This window comes from Buttiauxella noackiae ATCC 51607, from assembly GCF_001654865.1.
In the GTDB taxonomy this organism is placed as follows: domain Bacteria; phylum Pseudomonadota; class Gammaproteobacteria; order Enterobacterales; family Enterobacteriaceae; genus Buttiauxella; species Buttiauxella noackiae.
Window position 1 is genome coordinate 142,142 of sequence record NZ_LXEO01000015.1, and the last position, 17,337, is coordinate 159,478.

Genomic DNA, 17,337 nt, shown 5'->3' on the forward strand with positions numbered 1-17,337 from the left:
AGAAAAATGAAAATTGGCGTACTGTTTCCAATAGCAATCATTGTTGCAGCGATTGTATTCATCACCTGGTTTATTGTGGGTGGCTACGCAACATCCGCTTCGTGAAAGATGGTGAAGAAAAAAGACAACCCTGAATGTTCAGAACTCATGGTTAGACGTGTTCAGTGATGCCGGTCAGTTGTGTAACTGGCCGGCATCACTGGAGGACAGGCTAAATCTAGTGGGCCACGATATACATGGTGCGGCTATAAGCGACATCCTCAGGGTTATTAATTGGATAACCTTTTAACCATGGCTTGATTAAACGGCCATTGGTGTACTGATAGATAGGCGCTATTGGCGCTTTTTCCTGGATGATTTTTTCAGCCTGGTTGTAGTCTTTATTACGCGCTTCATCCGTCGTTTCCTGGCTTGCTTGCTGCAGAATTTTGTCATATTCCGGCGAGTTGAAGCGTGAAATATTGCCGCTATGGGATGAAGTTAACAATGACAGGAAGGTGGACGGTTCGTTGTAGTCACCCACCCATGAGGCGCGAATAACATCGAAGTTTCCGGTGTTACGGCTATCGATATATGTCTTCCACTCCTGGTTTTGTAGCTTCACATCCACACCCAGGTTTTTCTTCCACATAGAAGCAACGGCTATTGCAATCTTCTGGTGGTTTTCAGAGGTGTTATACAAAAGCGTGAGTTTAAGCGGATTGGTCGGTCCGTAGCCTGCTGCCTGCAATAAGGTTTTCGCCTGTGCATTGGCCTCTTCCTGGCTCATTTGCTCAAATGGCGACGTTTCCGGTTTAAATCCTGCGGTGACATCCGGTGTAAAACGCCATGCAGGTTTTTCGCCGGTTCCCAGTACTTTTTCAGCCATGATATGACGATCAATAGTCATACTCAGAGCAAGACGTACTCGTTGATCAGCAGTCGGGCCTTTTTGGGTGTTGAAAGCGTAATAATAAGTTCCCAACTGTGGCGGGGTATAAACCTGACCAGGAATATCTTTTAGCAATTTCTGGTAGAGGTTTTTTGGGAAAGATTCCGTGATATCAATATCTCCCGCCAGATAACGTTTCGTTGCCGAAGATTCTTGGTTGATTGGAATAAACGTCACTTGGGTAATAACTGTTTTACTATTATCCCAATAATGAGGGTTCTGTACCGCCACCAGCTTTTCGTTAACGATGCGATCTTTAAGCGCGTATGCACCGTTACCCACGAGGTTACCAGGCTTAGTCCAGTCGTTACCGAATTTCTCCACTACAGCTTTAGGAACCGGATAGAACGAGAAATTGGCTGTAAGATTTGGGAAGTAAGGTACTGGTTTATCCAACTGAATTCTTAGTGTTCTGGCATCAACTGCCGTCACGCCCAACTTATCAGCAGGCATTTTTCCATCAATGATAGCCTGCGCGTTGTTAATACCTGCAAGAGCTGCAAACCATGCAAATGGGGAGGTGTTTTTTGGATCAACCAGACGCTGCCAGCTATAAACAAAATCTTGCGCTGTTACAGGTGTTCCGTCTGACCAGCGGGCGTTATCACGCAGAGTAAAGGTCCAGGTGCGGTTGTCATTGCTTTGCCATTTGGTCGCGACACCCGGTTCCAGTTGCCCTTTTTCATTCTGGTTAACTAAGCCTTCAAACAGATCGCGGATAACCTGAATTTCTGGTAACCCTACTGCTTTGACCGGATCAAGAGAGGCTGGCTCATCTTTGATATGACGTACGAGGCTCTGGTCAGCGGCAAGTTTAGTCCCCGCGGGAACATCCGCAGCCCAGGCTTGAGAAAACAGGCACGTAAGCGTTAATGCACAAGTCGTTATACGAAAAGGTATTCTCATGAGTGACCCTGTAGTTGTTAATTTTTAGAGAGGGACGTATCACGCCCAGAACTGAACAGTAATGTATCGCAATTACTTGTTTTGCCAATAAGAAAAATTACAGTCCTAAATAAACGGATGAATGAATGTAATGATTGTCTGAGTTTGTCGTTACAGACGCTTAAGAGTATTTTTTATATCATCTTTTGTTTCTTATTTCCCAGCCATATGTACCAACTTGTTCCATTTGAAATTGGAATTACCCGCAGCTTTCTGGCGAAAAAAGACGTCCCTGCTCATTGATTAAGCACTACGGCCTGGCGGCTATTTGTTTCAGATGAGATTTTTGCTAAACACTGATATTAATAACGTATTGCAACTCATTCTAGTAAGGACATTTATGTCAGGCCACCGCCCCCGTTCCCAACGAGGCCATTTGCCTCCGGGTAGCGAACGTTATGGTAAATCTGTTTTTGGCGCACCGCTTATTTGGTTCCCCGCGGCACAAAGCGAACAGCGCAGTGGGTTAATTATTGCCGGCACACATGGCGATGAGAATGCCGCGATGGTTACGCTGTCTTGCGCTTTGCGCACTCTTGAGCCCGAATATCGTCGCCATCATGTGGTGCTGGCCGTCAATCCAGACGGTTGCCAACTTGGCTTACGCGCCAACGCCAATGGTGTGGACCTGAATCGTAATTTCCCCGCAGCTAACTGGAAATCAGGTGAAACGGTTTATCGTTGGAACAGTAGCGCGGATGAACGTGATGTGGTGCTCTCTACAGGCCAAAAACCGGGTTCTGAGCCAGAGACCGCAGCCTTATGCCAACTGATTCATACCTTACAACCTGCATGGGTTGTCTCTTTCCACGACCCTTTAGGTTGCATTGAAGATCCTGATAACTCAGCACTCGGGGGATGGCTTGCGAAGGCGTTCGAACTGCCGTTGGTTACCAGTGTCGGTTATGAAACGCCCGGTTCTTTTGGTAGTTGGTGCGCAGATTTAGATTTGCCTTGTATTACCGCCGAGTTCCCGCCCATCTCGGCTGACGATGCGAGTGAGCGGTATCTGGATGCCATGATGGGCTTACTGCACTGGCAAAAATAATAATCCGTTACGGATAAAGTTTGCCGGTTTCAAAGTGCAAACCTGGTTCGACATCAACAGCCAGCCAGGTTGGCCCATCGAGGTCAGCAAAGCGGACTTTAGCTGCCAGCGGCAACGCTGCGGCTATTGCCCGCGAGGTACACAACATGCAGCCTAACATCACATCAAACCCTTGTTCGCGTGCGGCCTGAGTTAACGCCAGCGCTTCAGTTAAGCCTCCCGTTTTGTCCAGCTTCACGTTTACCATTTCGTAACGACCTTTCAGCGCTGGCAAACTTTCACGAGTATGGCAACTTTCATCAGCGCAAATAGGTAACGGATGAATAAAGTTCGCCAGTGCGCTGTCTTGCCCAGCCGGTAAAGGCTGCTCAAGCATCGCAACATTGAGATCGGCCAGTAGCTGGCAACGCGCCGCCAGCCCGTCGCTGCGCCATGCTTCATTGGCATCAACAATTAAAACGGCTTCCGGAACCGCAGCCCGAATCGCCACCATACGTTCAGTGATGAGGTGGTCATCAATTTTGACTTTCAAAAGACGCGCCCCCTTATCCCACAACAGTTTTGCCGCCTTCGCCATTTGCTCTGGCTCGGCAATACTGACTGTTTGCGCTGTTGTGATTAATTCCGGAAGCTCACAACCTGCTGTATAAGCCAGCGTGCGTTTATTCTTTCTAGCCTCTAAATCCCACAATGCGCTATCAACGGCATTTCTCGCGGCCCCAGCCGGCAAGGCGTCTTGCAGCTGCGCACGCGTCATCCCCTTTTCAAGCTGCGGGATAATCGTAGTGATTTGTGCCAGAACAGAAACATCACTTTCTCCATAACGCGGATACGGTGTGCATTCACCCACAGCTTTAATTCCGTCCTCTTCTAACTCCACGACAACCACGACTGCTTCGCTGCGAGTACCGCGTGAAATGACAAACGGCGTATGGAGTGGCCATGCTTCCTGGTAAACCTTGACTGTTCTCATTATTGTTTTGCCTGTTATCGTTGTTTTTTATCTTTGCCAGAGTATACCCAAAATAATTCGAGCTGCATCGAGTCGGCAAGGGAGCGAGTCCCGATGAGCTTACATAAGTAAGTGATTATTCGGCTCATCCATAGGTCTCACCTCTCCGGGGCTGCTGTAATAGCGTTCAAATCTACTCCAGACAAATTTGTCGGGTGAGTAAGCGCAGCCAACAAAAAGGCAACTTGATGTATGAAGGGCATATAGCCGGGGACACTTTTACTTGCAGTATCAGTTTTTTATATTCAGACGAGGAATACTGACATACACTGTTCGCGGCGTTAATTATATGTAAACAGGAAAATCAAACATGTCACAAATCGTTCATTTCCAGGGCAACCCTGTAGCGGTTGCAGGTCAGATCCCACAAGCTGGCAACAAAGCTGAAGCTTTCTCACTGGTAGCAAAAGATCTTTCTGATGTTGCACTGAGCCAGTTCGCCGGAAAACGTAAAGTACTGAACATTTTCCCAAGCATCGATACCGGCGTTTGCGCAGCATCCGTGCGTAAATTCAACCAACTGGCAACTGAGATGGATAACACTGTTGTACTGTGTGTTTCTGCCGATCTGCCATTTGCACAGTCTCGCTTCTGCGGCGCAGAAGGTCTGAGCAACGTGGTAACGTTGTCTACTCTGCGTAACCCTGAGTTCCAGCAAGCTTATGGCGTTGGTATTTCTGAGGGCGCACTGAAAGGCCTGACTGCCCGTGCGGTTGTGGTTATCAATGAGAAAGATGAAGTGGTATTCAGCCAGTTAGTGAATGAAATCACTAACGAGCCAGATTACGCTGCGGCGCTGGAAGCTCTCCAGGCTTAAGTGTTAATGCCCCCGATAACCGGGGGCATTCTTACTACTCTTCTGTTTTACGCTGGCTCAAACCATATTCACGTAATTTGTTCGCAATTGCCGTATGTGACACACCCAGGCGTTTTGCCAGTTTACGCGTACTTGGATAAGTTCGATAAAGCTGTGTCAGTACCGAGCGCTCAAAGCGGCTGGTAATATCATCCAACGATCCTTCCATCGCCTCTTCACCCACAGCCAAACTGACGGTATCAAAATCAGGCAGTAAAATGTCTTGTGGGCGCAGTTCATACCCTTCCAATTGCGTTAATGCGCGATAAATCGCATTTTTCAACTGACGCACATTACCTGGCCATCCGTAACGCGTAAGCACATTACTCAGGTCGTTTGCCAATTTCGGACGCGGTACACCTTGTTCATCGGCAAATCGTGCCACAAACAGTTCGGTCAACGGCATAATGTCCTGCGGACGATCACGCAGCGGCGGTAGGTTCAGGGTCAGCACGTTCAGGCGATAGTAGAGGTCCTCACGGAACTCCCCTTTTTGTACCATTTCAACCAGGTTCTTCTGGGTGGCGCAAATCACGCGAACATCGACATGGACTTCGTGTTCTTCACCAACACGGCGGAAAGTCCCATCGTTGAGGAAGCGCAGCAGTTTAGTTTGCATACGCGGCGACATCTCGCCAATCTCATCCAACAGAACCGAACCGCCGTTCGCCTGCTCGAAGAAACCTTTTTTACCTTCAACAGCGTTAGCGTATGCCCCTGGCGCGTGGCCAAACAGTTCGCTTTCAACGACGTCATCCGGCATTGAGCCACAATTGAGTGCCAGATAGGGTTTCTGCGCTCGCGGGCTACCAAGATGGCAAGCATGAGCCAGTAAATCTTTGCCCGTACCTGTATCACCAACTATCAGCAACGGTGCATTTAGTAATGCCAGTTTATGCGCCTGATCAACGACATGGCGCATTTTCGGGCTAACGGCGACAATCTGACTAAAAGCGCTAACATCAGTGTTAGAGAGATTCTGTAGCTGGCGACCCATACGCACCGTAGAGCGCAGCATAACAACCGCACCCACCAGTGAAGACTCTTCGTTTTCGCCATCCAGATGAACCGGCGTGATTTCCATCAGGAAGTTCTGCCCGTTGATGACCACATGTTCGGTATGCGATTCGGCCGGAGAACTTTCGAGCCAACGCATAAAATTGAAACCATTCACCAGGCTTGCGGCATTATGGTTACGCAGCTTATCTTCGTTTTGTCCGAATAGCGCACAGCTCGCTGGGTTCGCCAGCTCTACTTTGCTTTTCATATCCAGCGAAAGTACAGGCTCAGGTAGCGCTTCAAGTAAAGCACTCAGTGCACGATGCTCGCGTTCGGAAGGCATCCACGGCACAGTACGCACATCCGTAACGCCTGGGATACGGCGAATTTCAGCCATTAGACTGCTGAATGAGTCAAATTCCAGTGTCGAGAAATTCAGGTAAATTCGCCCAATGGGATCAATTTCGATTCCTCGCAAATCGATACTACGCAGCACAAGTAAATCCAGTAATTCTCGAGTCAGACCAAGGCGGTCCTGGCAAAAAACTTCCAGACGCATGGAGGTGTCCTTCAATTGCAAAAGCTGAGTCATTGGGTGGAGTGATGATACTCCAGATAAGTTACGGTCAGAAGAGATGTGTTAAGAAAAGTTGACAGATAAGTCTATGAATGGAGGTGATACCGTAAACCTGAAGACTCACGGCATCACCAGAGTGTCACTCGGCAGGTTTATTTTTGCTCTTACTCATCGTCTCTTTGAGCTGAACCAACAACTGTTTACGGAAGTCACCCAACCGAGGCTTGTCACCATCAATCCACGGCAACGGACGGCAAAGCTCCATTGCTTTAATCCCGAGCCGAGCGGTGAGTAAGCCTGCGCCAATTCCCTGTGCTGCACGCGTAGAGAGCCGCGCTGCAAGATCCTGGCCTAACCAGTCCATCCCCACCTCACGCACAAGTTCACTTGCTCCGGCAAAGGCGATGTTCAGAAGCACGAGACGGAACAAACGAATACGGCTGTAGTACCCTAACTCGATGCCGTAAAGCGTGGCGATTCGGTTAATCAGTCGTAAATTACGCCATGCAATAAACGCCATATCCACCAGCGCCAGCGGGCTTACTGCGATCATCAGCGTTGATTCTGCGGCTGAACGGCTGATTTCCCGACGCGCCTGGTTATCCAATACCGGCTGGACCAGACGTGCATACAACTCGACCACTTCCCGGTCATTTTGCGTTTCATGAATTGCCGCATACCAGCGTTGCAGAGCAGGATGTCCGTGATCAAGCCCTGCCTGACGTGCCAGTTTTTCACAAAATGCCCGGCCTTTACCCATCCCGTGACTGTTCATCAAATCACGTGCTTCATCACGTTCTTCGGCTCGTTGGCGCAAACGCCATAACCGCCGCCATTCGGTTGCGACAGAGCCAATCCCTGCGGCAATAATTAACCCACCAGCAATACCGCCACCGAGCGCAATCCAGTCCTGGGTGATAAATGCGTTATGCGTCCATTGGATTCCTTGCGCCACCACGCTGACACCGAATAGACCAAGCCCAACCTGAACCATACGTCGCCAGAGGCTGCGTTTAGGGTGTAGCGCCGCTTCTATAACCGCTTCTGCCTGTCCGTCGTCTTCCATTTCATCGAGTTGACTGAGTGCTGGTGTGAATTTTTCTGCTTCAGGTTCACTAAATGCGTGTGGTGCTTTGTAGATTGGTTCTTGTTCCACTTCCAGTGGTTGCGCGAAATCTATACGTGGTTTTAATGGTTCATTCATCGCAATTTATCCCCGATTAAAAACTCCAGTGCCGCATCCATCCGAATATGTGGCATCGGCCTGTCTACATCCATGACTTGCGGGCGGAACTGTTCAAAATGAAAACCTTGTTTCTCCCAGAATGCGCTGCCAGGCAAACGCGCCGGAACTTCTCCTGGGTAGACTGTCAGCGGAGCACCATCGCTTAAACGGTTGCCACGCAGTGCCGGGATTTGCTCGCCTTTCACGTCAACCAGGCCACTTTGTGTTGCCTGTACTGATGCAAGCCCCATGCAGTCCATATCAATGCCTTCAAACGCTGCGTTTTGCCAGGCGTCCTGCACCAGTTGTTGAAGCAGCGCGACCATATTGGCGTGCTGATCTACCGTAACGTGATCGGCCTTAGTGGCGGCAAACAAAAGTTTGTCTATAACCGGCGAAAACAGGCGACGGAACAGCGTGCGCTGGCCGTAATGGAAACTTTGCATCAGTTGCGTCAGCGCGAGGCGCATATCGTTGAATGCTTGCGGCCCACTGTTCAGCGGTTGCAGGCAATCTACCAGTACAATTTGACGGTCAAACTTGAGGAAGTGATTCTTGTAGAATCCTTTGACCACTTTTTCACAGTAGTAATCAAAGCGTGTCCGCAACATGCCGATATTGGTCGTTTTGTCTGCCTGAGCGAGTCTGGACTCACCAACGCTATCCACATCTGGCCACGGGAAGAATTGCAACGCCGGAGCCCCGGCCATATCGCCAGGTAACACAAAACGCCCCGGCTGGATAAAATGTAGACCTTCTCGTTTGCAGTGCAGTAGATATTCAGTCCAGGCCTCTGAGATTGCGGCAAGGCGGTTTTCATCCGCAGGAGCCAGCGGATCTAATCCTTCGCATAGCGTGCGCCATTTTGCTGACCATTCGGCTCGATCACCTGTAAGCAAACTCGTCATCTGGCGTGACCAGCTCAGGTAATTTTGTGCCAGCATCGGCAAGTCCAGTAACCACTCACCCGGATAATCGACAATTTCCAGATACAGCGTTGATGTGTCTTTGAAATGGCGCAGCAGTGAATCGTTAGAACGGTAACGCAGTGCAAGGCGCATTTCGCTCACGCCACGAGTCGGTGTCGGCCAGGTCGGCGGGTCGCCATAAAGCTGCGCCAGGCCTTCATCATAGGTGAAACGCTGAATACCTAAATCACGCTGCGGCACTCGTTTCACGCCAAGCAGGCGTTCTTCACGCACCGCATTTAGCAACGGCAGACGAGCGCCGTTATGTACGCTCAATAATTGGTTTACCATCGCAGTGATAAAAGCCGTCTTGCCGCTGCGGCTTAAACCGGTTACGGCAAGACGTAAATGTCGGTCCACACCCCGGTTCATCAGGGCATTCAGTTCATTCTTGATTCTGTTCATATGCGTCCTGGTTGCGCCCGTTGTCTCTCAACTGAGGAGAATCTTCACTGATTGTAATAAATATGGCTTGTTAATACCGAATCAATGGCAAATGAATTGAAAATCAAAAGTGTGGAGAAAAGATTACTTTGCACTGCCGCCCTGAGTACGCGCTGAAATTTTGCGCAGTACTCGTGCCAGCAATGGCTCAAGAGTTAGCGCCAGCAGCATTTTCAATGGACGGCGCGCGACAGATTTGACCGCCCAGCCCGCGACGCCTGCAGGTCCATAGCGCAGGGCAGTCAGCAAGACTAACTTACCGACAATTTTCAGGCCCGGCTTAGCCTTGTTCGCAGCCGTCTGGAATTTAGACATGATTTCTCCCAATTACAACGGGGGCACTCGCCCCCATAGAGAACATTAAAGCTGGCGGAAACGGCTACGTAACGTGAAGGTATCAGAGGTTATATAGCGTTCCATAGAACGTAAACGCTGCTCACCTGCCGCAAGTTCAGCATCCACTTCGTCGAGCAAATCGCGCATAGTCGGTTGAGGCGTTGCCTGGTCGGCACCCGCGGGCATTGGGTCAAGGATAAAAGTCAGTGCAATGTAGGCCACCATCACAAAGAAAAACAGGCCAAAAATCATCGCTAACACAGTAATCAGGCGTACCAATTTAACAGGTACATCAAGGTATTGCGCGATACCCGCACAAACCCCCTTCACCATCCCTTTTTCAGGGATACGCCACAATTTACGACCGGAAATTGAGTTCACCATTATTTATCTCTCCAGTTCGGATGTTCTGCATCAAGGATCTGCTCCAGCGTCTGAATACGTTCACGCATACGGCGTGATTCATCAGCTAATTGCGCCAGTCGCTGTTGCTCGCCCTGAGAAAGCTGCCCGCCATTCGCGGCACGGTTGTTGTAGTGCAACCACAGCCAGATGGGGGCGACAAACAACACAAATATGGTTAACGGAATGGCAAGAAAAAGCGCGCTCATGTGTACTCCTTTTACAAGTCAGGCCAGCTGCGGCGCGCTATGCACGCCGCAGTTAAAGTGAATTACCCACGTTCCTGGTTATTCATTTTAGCTTTCAGCGCAGCCAGCTGTTCGCTGATCTCGTCATCGGCTTTCAGTTCAGCAAACTGTGAGTCGAGATTTTTCTGTTTGCCAAAGCTGTGGCTTTCCGCTTCTGATTCCATCTGGTCAATGCGGCGCTCAAAAGATTCAAAACGAGCCATCGCTTCATCGATTTTGCCGCTATCCAACTGGCGACGAACATCGCGTGAAGAAGAGGCTGCTTGATGGCGCAGCGTTAACGCCTGCTGGCGCGCGCGGGTTTCGCTGAGTTTATTCTCAAGCTCACCAATCTCTTTTTTCATACGCGCCAGGGTTTCATCGACATGCACCACTTCATCTTCCAGGGTGGCGATCAGGTCGGTCATTTTTTGTTTTTCGATCAATGCCGCACGTGCCAGATCTTCTTTGTCTTTACGCAGTGCCAGTTCGGCTTTTTCCTGCCACTCGGCCTGCTGCGCCGTTGCTTGTTCTACACGACGAGAAAGCTGTTTCTTTTCAGCCAACGCACGAGCCGATGTGGAACGCACTTCAACTAACGTGTCTTCCATTTCCTGAATCATCAGGCGTACCAGCTTCTGTGGATCTTCTGCTTTCTCAAGCAGTGAGTTGATGTTGGCATTCACGATGTCGGCAAAACGAGAAAAAATACCCATAATTCAATCCTCTTTAGTCATTATTTCCGGTGCCAAGCACCTTGCTCGAAATGATTATTGCAATCGGCATGCCAGATTTTTACTTCATTGATATATAAGGAAATCATTAAATTTGACTCACTATCAATTATGTTTATAGTGGTGATATTCACTAACTATTGGTTAATTTAATCATGGCGGATAGCAAAGATAACTTGATTGGCGAGGCAAACAGTTTTCTTGAGGTTCTGGAGCAAGTCTCCCGCCTGGCACCACTAGAGAAACCAGTGTTAGTGATTGGCGAGCGTGGAACAGGTAAAGAGTTGATTGCCAACCGCTTGCACTTCCTTTCGCGTCGGTGGCAAGGCCCGTTTATCTCCCTTAATTGCGCGGCACTCAACGACAACTTGCTGGATTCGGAACTTTTCGGACATGAAGCTGGGGCTTTTACCGGCGCTCAGAAGCGCCATCCAGGCCGTTTTGAACGTGCCGACGGCGGTACGTTGTTTCTTGATGAACTGGCAACCGCACCCATGATGGTGCAGGAAAAATTGTTACGCGTCGTGGAGTACGGTGAGCTTGAGCGTGTTGGCGGCAGCCAGCCATTGCAGGTTAATGTGCGACTGGTTTGTGCAACCAACGCCGATCTGCCAAAACTTGCTGAAGAAGGGAAATTCCGTGCTGATTTACTCGACCGCCTTGCTTTTGATGTAGTAAAACTGCCACCTCTGCGTGAGCGTCAACCCGATATCATGTTGATGGCCGAACATTTTGCGATCACCATGTGTCGGGAATTGCAGCTTCCACTATTTCCTGGCTTTACCGAAGAAGCACAATTAACACTGATGAATTATGCCTGGCCCGGCAATATCCGTGAGTTAAAAAACGTGGTAGAACGCTCAGTTTATCGCCATGGGTCCAGTGAGGAACCAGTCGATGAAATCATCCTCGATCCCTTTGCCCGGCAACCTGTACCTGTTGTAAAAAGTGGCGAGCCGCCGCAACAAGCCCTACCAATGGATTTACGCGCCTGGCAAAACGATCAGGAGAAAACACTGGTTGAACAGAGCCTGAGGCAGGCGAAATATAACCAGCGTAAAGCCGCTGATTTGCTCGGGCTCACTTATCATCAATTGCGTGCATTACTAAAAAAGCATCAGATTGTGTTATCTGAATAGGTATCAGGGCTGTTTTTTGGTCTAAGCAAAGGCCGTTCATGCTGCAAAAAACAGCATCTCCCCGCCTTTTTTGCAGGCTTTGTTTATAAAAAAAGCAAAATAGCCTGACATATTTTGGGAAGCCCTTCAGAGTGCGATACACTTTGGCTATCACCCGAGAAAACTCAAAAACTTATGCGCGGAATTGTCTCCTCCCTGTTACTGGTGGTTAGCTGCCTGAGTGGTGCGGCATTTGCTGCAACACCTATTGAAAAGCCAGCCGATATTCGTAGCAGCGGATTTGTTTATTGTGTCAACGGTCAGGTCAATACCTTTAACCCGCAGATGGCCAGCGGTGGTTTGACTGTGGACACCCTTGCCGCACAGTTATACGACCGGTTACTGGATGTTGACCCTTACACTTATCGCCTGGTGCCAGAATTGGCCGAGAGCTGGGAAGTATTGGATAACGGTGCGACTTATCGTTTCCATCTGCGCTCGAACGTTCAGTTCCAGACCACTCCATGGTTTAAACCCACTCGCGCACTGAATGCCGATGATGTGGTATTCAGCTTCCAACGAGTGTTTGATCGCAAACACCCATGGCATAACGTTAACGGCGGCAACTATCCTTACTTCGATAGCCTTCAGTTCCCGGACTCGGTAAAAAGTGTTCGCAAGCTCGATAGCAACACCGTTGAGTTCCGCCTTGAAAAGCCTGATGCCTCTTTCTTATGGCATATGGCTACACATTACGCATCCGTGATGTCTGCAGAATATGCAGATCAACTGACTAAGGCCGATCGTCAGGAATTAATGGACCGCCAGCCGGTTGGCACGGGGCCATTCCAGATAAGTGAATATCGCGCGGGGCAATATATTCGCCTCGCGCGCCATCCGAAATTCTGGCGCGGTGTTCCATTAATGCCGCAGGTAGTTCTGGATTTGGGTTCAGGTGGTACAGGTCGTTTATCGAAACTTATTACCGGCGAATGCGATGTGCTGGCCTATCCTGCAGCCAGTCAGCTGACAATTTTACGTGATGACCCGCGGTTGCGCCTTACCTTGCGCCCGGGAATGAACATCGCTTATCTGGCGTTTAATACCAACAAAGCACCGTTAAATAACCCGGCAGTACGTCATGCTCTGGCACTGGCTATTAATAACCAACGCCTGATGCAGTCGATTTACTACGGTACAGCCGAAACAGCCGCCTCTATTTTGCCGCGTGCTTCCTGGGCTTATGATAGTGACTCCAAAATTACCGAATACGACCCGCAGAAAGCTCGCCAGCAATTAAAAGCGCTCGGGTTAAACAACCTGGAATTGCGTCTATGGGTACCGACCAGTTCTCAGGCATGGAACCCGAGCCCACTCAAAACAGCAGAGCTTATCCAGGCTGATATGGCGCAAATTGGGGTGAAGGTCATTATTGTTCCCGTCGAAGGCCGTTTCCAGGAAGCTCGCTTAATGGATATGAATCACGACTTAACGCTTGCCGGTTGGGCAACAGACAGTAATGACCCAGACAGTTTCTTCCGCCCCATGCTGAGTTGCGCCGCGATTCGATCGCAGACCAACTATGCTCGTTGGTGTGACCCTAAGTTTGATGAAGTACTGCAAAAAGCATTGTCGTCTCAGCAACTGGCCTCTCGTATCGAAGCTTATCGCGAGGCTCAGGACATTCTGGCCGAACAATTGCCCGTACTGCCACTGGCGTCATCACTGCGCTTGCAAGCCTATCGCTATGACATTAAAGGGCTGGTGCTGAGTCCGTTTGGTAATGCATCGTTTGCGGGTGTTTCCCGTGAGAATGTTGAGGTGAAAAAACCATGATTATTTACACTCTGCGCCGCCTGCTATTGCTGCTGGTGACGCTGTTTTTTCTGACCTTTATTGGTTTTAGCCTCAACTATTTTACCCCTCATGCCCCACTGCAAGGCGCATCACTGTGGAACGCGTGGGTCTTCTGGTTTGAAAGTATCATGCACTGGGATTTCGGCGTATCAAGCATTAACGGCCAGTCGATTAATGAACAGTTACGTATTGTCTTCCCTGCCACCATGGAACTGTGCATCCTGGCATTTGGCCTGGCATTACTGATAGGTATTCCGGTGGGAATGCTGGCCGGTATCATGCGCAATAAATGGCAAGACCGGCTGATTAGCGCTCTGGCACTGGTTGGTTTTTCTATTCCTGTATTCTGGTTAGCTCTGCTACTAACAATGTTTTTCTCGCTAACATTAGGCTGGTTGCCCGTTTCCGGGCGCTTTGATTTGCTTTATGAAGTGAAATCAGTGACTGGCTTTGCGCTGGTTGATGCCTGGCTATCTGACTCCCCTTATCGCGAAGAGATGATCATTAGCGCCATACGTCACATGGTGCTGCCGGTGGTGGCATTAGCAGTCGCACCTACCACTGAAGTGGTGCGTCTGATGCGTATAAGCACCATTGAAGTGTTTGACCAAAACTACATTAAAGCAGCAGCAACACGCGGTTTATCACGCCTGACAATTCTTCATCGCCATGTGCTGCACAACGCATTACCGCCGGTAATTCCGCGCCTCGGCCTGCAATTTTCAACCATGTTAACGCTGGCGATGATCACTGAAGTTGTATTCAGTTGGCCGGGCCTTGGGCGCTGGCTTATCAACGCGATTCGCCAACAAGATTACACGGCCATTTCTGCTGGCGTGATGGTCATTGGTTCACTGGTCATCATCGTGAACGTTATCTCCGATATTTTGGGTGCCATGGCTAACCCTCTGACACATAAGGAATGGTATGCCTTACGATAGCGTCTATCGCGAGAAGCGCCCGCCGAGCACTCTGCGCCTGACATGGCGAAAATTTTACGGCGACACTACGGCAATGATCGGCCTATATGGTTGTGGCGCTTTGGTAGTGCTGTGTATTTTTGGTGGTGTTTTTGCGCCCTACGGCATTGACCAACAGTTCCTGGGGTATCAACTATTACCCCCTTCATGGTCACGCTATGGCGATGTCTCTTTCTTCCTGGGTACAGATGACCTGGGGCGTGATGTGTTAAGCCGTCTGTTAAGTGGTGCGGCACCTACAGTTGGCGGCGCGTTTATCGTTACGCTTGCTGCAGCTGTATGCGGCATTATTCTGGGTGTGTTTGCCGGTTCAACACATGGTCTTCGCTCTGCTGTGCTCAACCATATTCTCGATACGTTGTTGTCGATCCCGTCGCTGCTGCTGGCCATTATTGTCGTGGCATTTGTCGGGCCACATTTATTGCACGCGATGTTTGCCGTGTGGCTCGCCCTGCTGCCGCGTATGGTGCGTTCTGTTTATAGCGCCGTACACGACGAACTGGAAAAAGATTATGTGGTTGCCGCACGCCTTGATGGCGCATCAACACTGAATATTCTTTGGTTTGCGGTGATGCCTAATACGGCGGCGATTCTGGTTACTGAGATTACCCGTGCGCTATCGATGGCGATTCTGGATATTGCTGCACTCGGTTTTTTGGACCTTGGTGCACAACTCCCTTCACCGGAATGGGGATCGATGCTAGGTGACGCACTGGAGTTGATTTATGTCGCTCCGTGGACAGTAATGTTGCCCGGAGTGGCTATCATGATCAGTGTGTTGCTGGTCAACCTGCTGGGCGACGGTTTACGCCGCGCAATCAATGCGGGGGTGCAATAATGCCATTACTTGATATTCGAAACCTGACCATCGAGTTTATGACCTCCGAGGGTTGGGTAAAAGCCGTCGATCGCGTCAGCATGACCCTGAATGAAGGGGAAATCCGCGGTTTAGTGGGCGAATCCGGTTCTGGAAAGAGTCTGATTGCCAAAGCGATTTGCGGTGTGACCAAAGACAACTGGCGTGTCACCGCCGACCGTATGCGGTTTGATGACATCGATCTGCTACGTTTGAGTTCACGCGAGCGTCGTCGCCTTGTCGGCCACAACGTTTCGATGATTTTCCAGGAACCTCAATCGTGTCTGGACCCATCAGAACGTGTTGGTCGCCAGCTGATGCAGAACATTCCGGGCTGGACGTATAAAGGCCGCTGGTGGAAGCGTTTCGGTTGGCGTAAACGCCGTGCGACCGAGTTGTTACACCGCGTGGGAATCAAAGATCATAAAGATGCGATGCGAAGCTATCCGTATGAGTTGACTGACGGCGAATGTCAAAAGGTGATGATAGCCATTGCGCTGGCAAACCAGCCGCGTTTGTTGATTGCGGATGAGCCAACCAATGCGATGGAACCAACCACGCAGTTGCAAATTTTCAAACTACTTACGCGGCTAAATCAGTACAACAACACCACCATTTTGCTTATCAGCCATGATTTACAGATGCTGAGCAAATGGGCCGATAAAATTAATGTTATGTATTGTGGGCAAACCGTGGAAAGCGCAACCAGTGAAGAGCTAATTGCCACCCCGCACCACCCATATACACAGGCGCTTATCCGTGCGATCCCTGATTTTGGCAGCCCGATGCCACATAAAAGCCGTCTGAATACTATGCCCGGCGCAATCCCTTTACTGGAGCAATTACCAATGGGTTGTCGGCTTGGGCCACGTTGTCCTTATGCGCAGCGTGAATGTATAGAAACACCTCGCTTAATGGGGGCGAAAACACATCTTTATGCCTGCCACTTCCCGCTGAATATGGAGAGTCAGTAATGGTCGAAACGCTGCTCGAAGTTCGTAATTTAAGTAAAACGTTTCGCTATCGAACCGGCTTGTTCCAGCGTCAGCATGTTGACGCCGTAAAACCGCTGAGTTTCACGTTGCGTGAAAAACAGACATTGGCGGTTATTGGTGAAAATGGCTCAGGTAAATCAACGCTGGCGAAGATGCTTGCCGGGATGGTTGAGCCAACCACCGGCGAAGTGCTGATAAACGATCATTTGCTGCAATACGGTGATTACACCTACCGAAGCCAGCATATTCGCATGATTTTCCAGGATCCGAGCACCTCGCTAAACCCGCGCCAGCGTATTTCGCAAATTCTCGACTTCCCACTGCGCCTGAATACCGACCTTGAGCCGGAAGCGCGTCACAAGCAAATTATTGAAACGCTTAGAATGGTCGGCTTGCTTCCCGATCACGCCAGCTACTACCCGCATATGCTGGCTCCAGGGCAGAAACAGCGTCTGGGTTTGGCGCGCGCGTTAATCCTGCGTCCGAAAGTGATTATTGCAGACGAAGCGCTGGCATCTCTTGATATGTCGATGCGTTCGCAACTAATTAACCTGATGCTTGAGCTGCAGGAAAAACAGGGCATTGCCTATATTTATGTGACACAGCATATCGGCATGATGAAACACATCAGCGATAAAGTTATTGTGATGCATCAGGGCGAAGTCGTTGAACGAGGCAGCACTGCTGAGGTTCTTGCCTCCCCGCTTCATGACCTAACCAAACGCCTGATCGCCAGCCATTTCGGTGAAGCTTTGACGGCAGATGCGTGGCGCAAAGATCGTTAAGAAAACATATCAAGGGTGGATTCCGTTTGCGGAGATCCACCC

At 49.8% G+C, this 17,337-nt stretch carries 18 protein-coding genes; 9 read left to right on the plus strand and 9 right to left on the minus strand.

What is annotated here, in order from left to right; translation table 11 throughout:
- Nucleotides 1-6 precede the first annotated feature (6 nt).
- Nucleotides 7-105, plus strand: coding sequence for a YoaK family small membrane protein (locus tag M979_RS23265; RefSeq protein ID WP_034455468.1), 99 nt, complete (start codon nt 7-9; stop codon nt 103-105).
- Nucleotides 106-217: 112 nt separating this feature from the next.
- Here M979_RS23265 and M979_RS06910 read toward each other — a convergent pair whose 3' ends face one another.
- Nucleotides 218-1,837, minus strand: coding sequence for a peptide ABC transporter substrate-binding protein (locus M979_RS06910; protein ID WP_064554243.1), 1,620 nt, complete (start codon nt 1,835-1,837; stop codon nt 218-220).
- A gap of 379 nt (nt 1,838-2,216) precedes the next feature.
- Between M979_RS06910 and mpaA the strand changes: the two genes are divergently transcribed.
- Nucleotides 2,217-2,924 (plus strand): murein tripeptide amidase MpaA, encoded by a 708-nt coding sequence (gene mpaA, locus M979_RS06915; RefSeq protein ID WP_034455466.1) that lies wholly within the window; start codon nt 2,217-2,219, stop codon nt 2,922-2,924.
- Between the two features lie 7 nt (nt 2,925-2,931).
- Here the strand turns inward: mpaA and ycjG are convergent, their stop codons facing one another.
- The gene (ycjG, locus tag M979_RS06920) at nt 2,932-3,897 is read right to left on the minus strand and encodes an L-Ala-D/L-Glu epimerase (RefSeq protein ID WP_034455465.1); all 966 of its coding nucleotides are present in this window, start codon (nt 3,895-3,897) and stop codon (nt 2,932-2,934) included.
- Between the two features lie 349 nt (nt 3,898-4,246).
- Between ycjG and tpx the strand changes: the two genes are divergently transcribed.
- Complete coding sequence (gene tpx / locus M979_RS06925; RefSeq protein WP_034455464.1) at nt 4,247-4,753, plus strand: thiol peroxidase; 507 nt, start codon at nt 4,247-4,249, stop codon at nt 4,751-4,753.
- Nucleotides 4,754-4,787: 34 nt separating this feature from the next.
- Here the strand turns inward: tpx and tyrR are convergent, their stop codons facing one another.
- The 7 genes from tyrR to pspA form a co-directional block, all read right to left on the minus strand.
- Nucleotides 4,788-6,350 (minus strand): transcriptional regulator TyrR, encoded by a 1,563-nt coding sequence (gene tyrR / locus M979_RS06930; RefSeq protein WP_064554244.1) that lies wholly within the window; start codon nt 6,348-6,350, stop codon nt 4,788-4,790.
- A 157-nt stretch (nt 6,351-6,507) separates the two neighbouring features.
- On the minus strand, nt 6,508-7,572 hold the full coding sequence (locus M979_RS06935; protein WP_064554245.1) for a YcjF family protein: 1,065 nt from the start codon (nt 7,570-7,572) through the stop codon (nt 6,508-6,510).
- Entirely contained in the window at nt 7,569-8,966 is a 1,398-nt protein-coding gene (locus M979_RS06940) for a YcjX family GTP-binding protein (RefSeq protein ID WP_064554246.1), read from the minus strand. Before M979_RS06940 ends, M979_RS06935 begins: the two co-directional genes overlap by 4 nt.
- A 123-nt stretch (nt 8,967-9,089) precedes the next feature.
- The gene (gene pspD / locus M979_RS06945) at nt 9,090-9,320 is read right to left on the minus strand and encodes a phage shock protein PspD (RefSeq protein ID WP_373978627.1); all 231 of its coding nucleotides are present in this window, start codon (nt 9,318-9,320) and stop codon (nt 9,090-9,092) included.
- 45 nt (nt 9,321-9,365) lie between these two features.
- Complete coding sequence (gene pspC / locus M979_RS06950) at nt 9,366-9,725, minus strand: envelope stress response membrane protein PspC (RefSeq protein WP_064554247.1); 360 nt, start codon at nt 9,723-9,725, stop codon at nt 9,366-9,368.
- Entirely contained in the window at nt 9,725-9,952 is a 228-nt protein-coding gene (gene pspB / locus M979_RS06955; RefSeq protein ID WP_064554248.1) for an envelope stress response membrane protein PspB, read from the minus strand. Before pspB ends, pspC begins: the two co-directional genes overlap by 1 nt.
- Before the next feature lie 62 nt (nt 9,953-10,014).
- Nucleotides 10,015-10,686, minus strand: coding sequence for a phage shock protein PspA (gene pspA / locus M979_RS06960; protein WP_034455458.1), 672 nt, complete (start codon nt 10,684-10,686; stop codon nt 10,015-10,017).
- A gap of 158 nt (nt 10,687-10,844) precedes the next feature.
- On the opposite strand from pspA, the gene pspF reads away from it, so the two are divergent.
- The 6 genes from pspF (at nt 10,845) to sapF (ending at nt 17,295) form a co-directional block, all read left to right on the plus strand.
- Nucleotides 10,845-11,843: a phage shock protein operon transcriptional activator gene (gene pspF / locus M979_RS06965; RefSeq protein WP_209439628.1), complete on the plus strand. Its 999-nt coding sequence runs from the start codon at nt 10,845-10,847 to the stop codon at nt 11,841-11,843.
- A gap of 174 nt (nt 11,844-12,017) precedes the next feature.
- A complete protein-coding gene (gene sapA, locus M979_RS06970; protein WP_064554250.1) occupies nt 12,018-13,658 on the plus strand; it encodes an ABC transporter substrate-binding protein SapA in 1,641 nt (546 codons plus the stop codon).
- Nucleotides 13,655-14,620: a putrescine export ABC transporter permease SapB gene (sapB, locus tag M979_RS06975; RefSeq protein ID WP_034455455.1), complete on the plus strand. Its 966-nt coding sequence runs from the start codon at nt 13,655-13,657 to the stop codon at nt 14,618-14,620. Before sapA ends, sapB begins: the two co-directional genes overlap by 4 nt.
- The gene (sapC, locus tag M979_RS06980) at nt 14,607-15,497 is read left to right on the plus strand and encodes a putrescine export ABC transporter permease SapC (protein WP_034455454.1); all 891 of its coding nucleotides are present in this window, start codon (nt 14,607-14,609) and stop codon (nt 15,495-15,497) included. Before sapB ends, sapC begins: the two co-directional genes overlap by 14 nt.
- Complete coding sequence (gene sapD, locus M979_RS06985) at nt 15,497-16,489, plus strand: putrescine export ABC transporter ATP-binding protein SapD (protein WP_034455453.1); 993 nt, start codon at nt 15,497-15,499, stop codon at nt 16,487-16,489. The genes sapC and sapD overlap by 1 nt, the downstream gene beginning before the upstream one ends.
- On the plus strand, nt 16,489-17,295 hold the full coding sequence (sapF, locus tag M979_RS06990; protein ID WP_034455452.1) for a putrescine export ABC transporter ATP-binding protein SapF: 807 nt from the start codon (nt 16,489-16,491) through the stop codon (nt 17,293-17,295). Before sapD ends, sapF begins: the two co-directional genes overlap by 1 nt.
- Nucleotides 17,296-17,337 lie beyond the last annotated feature (42 nt).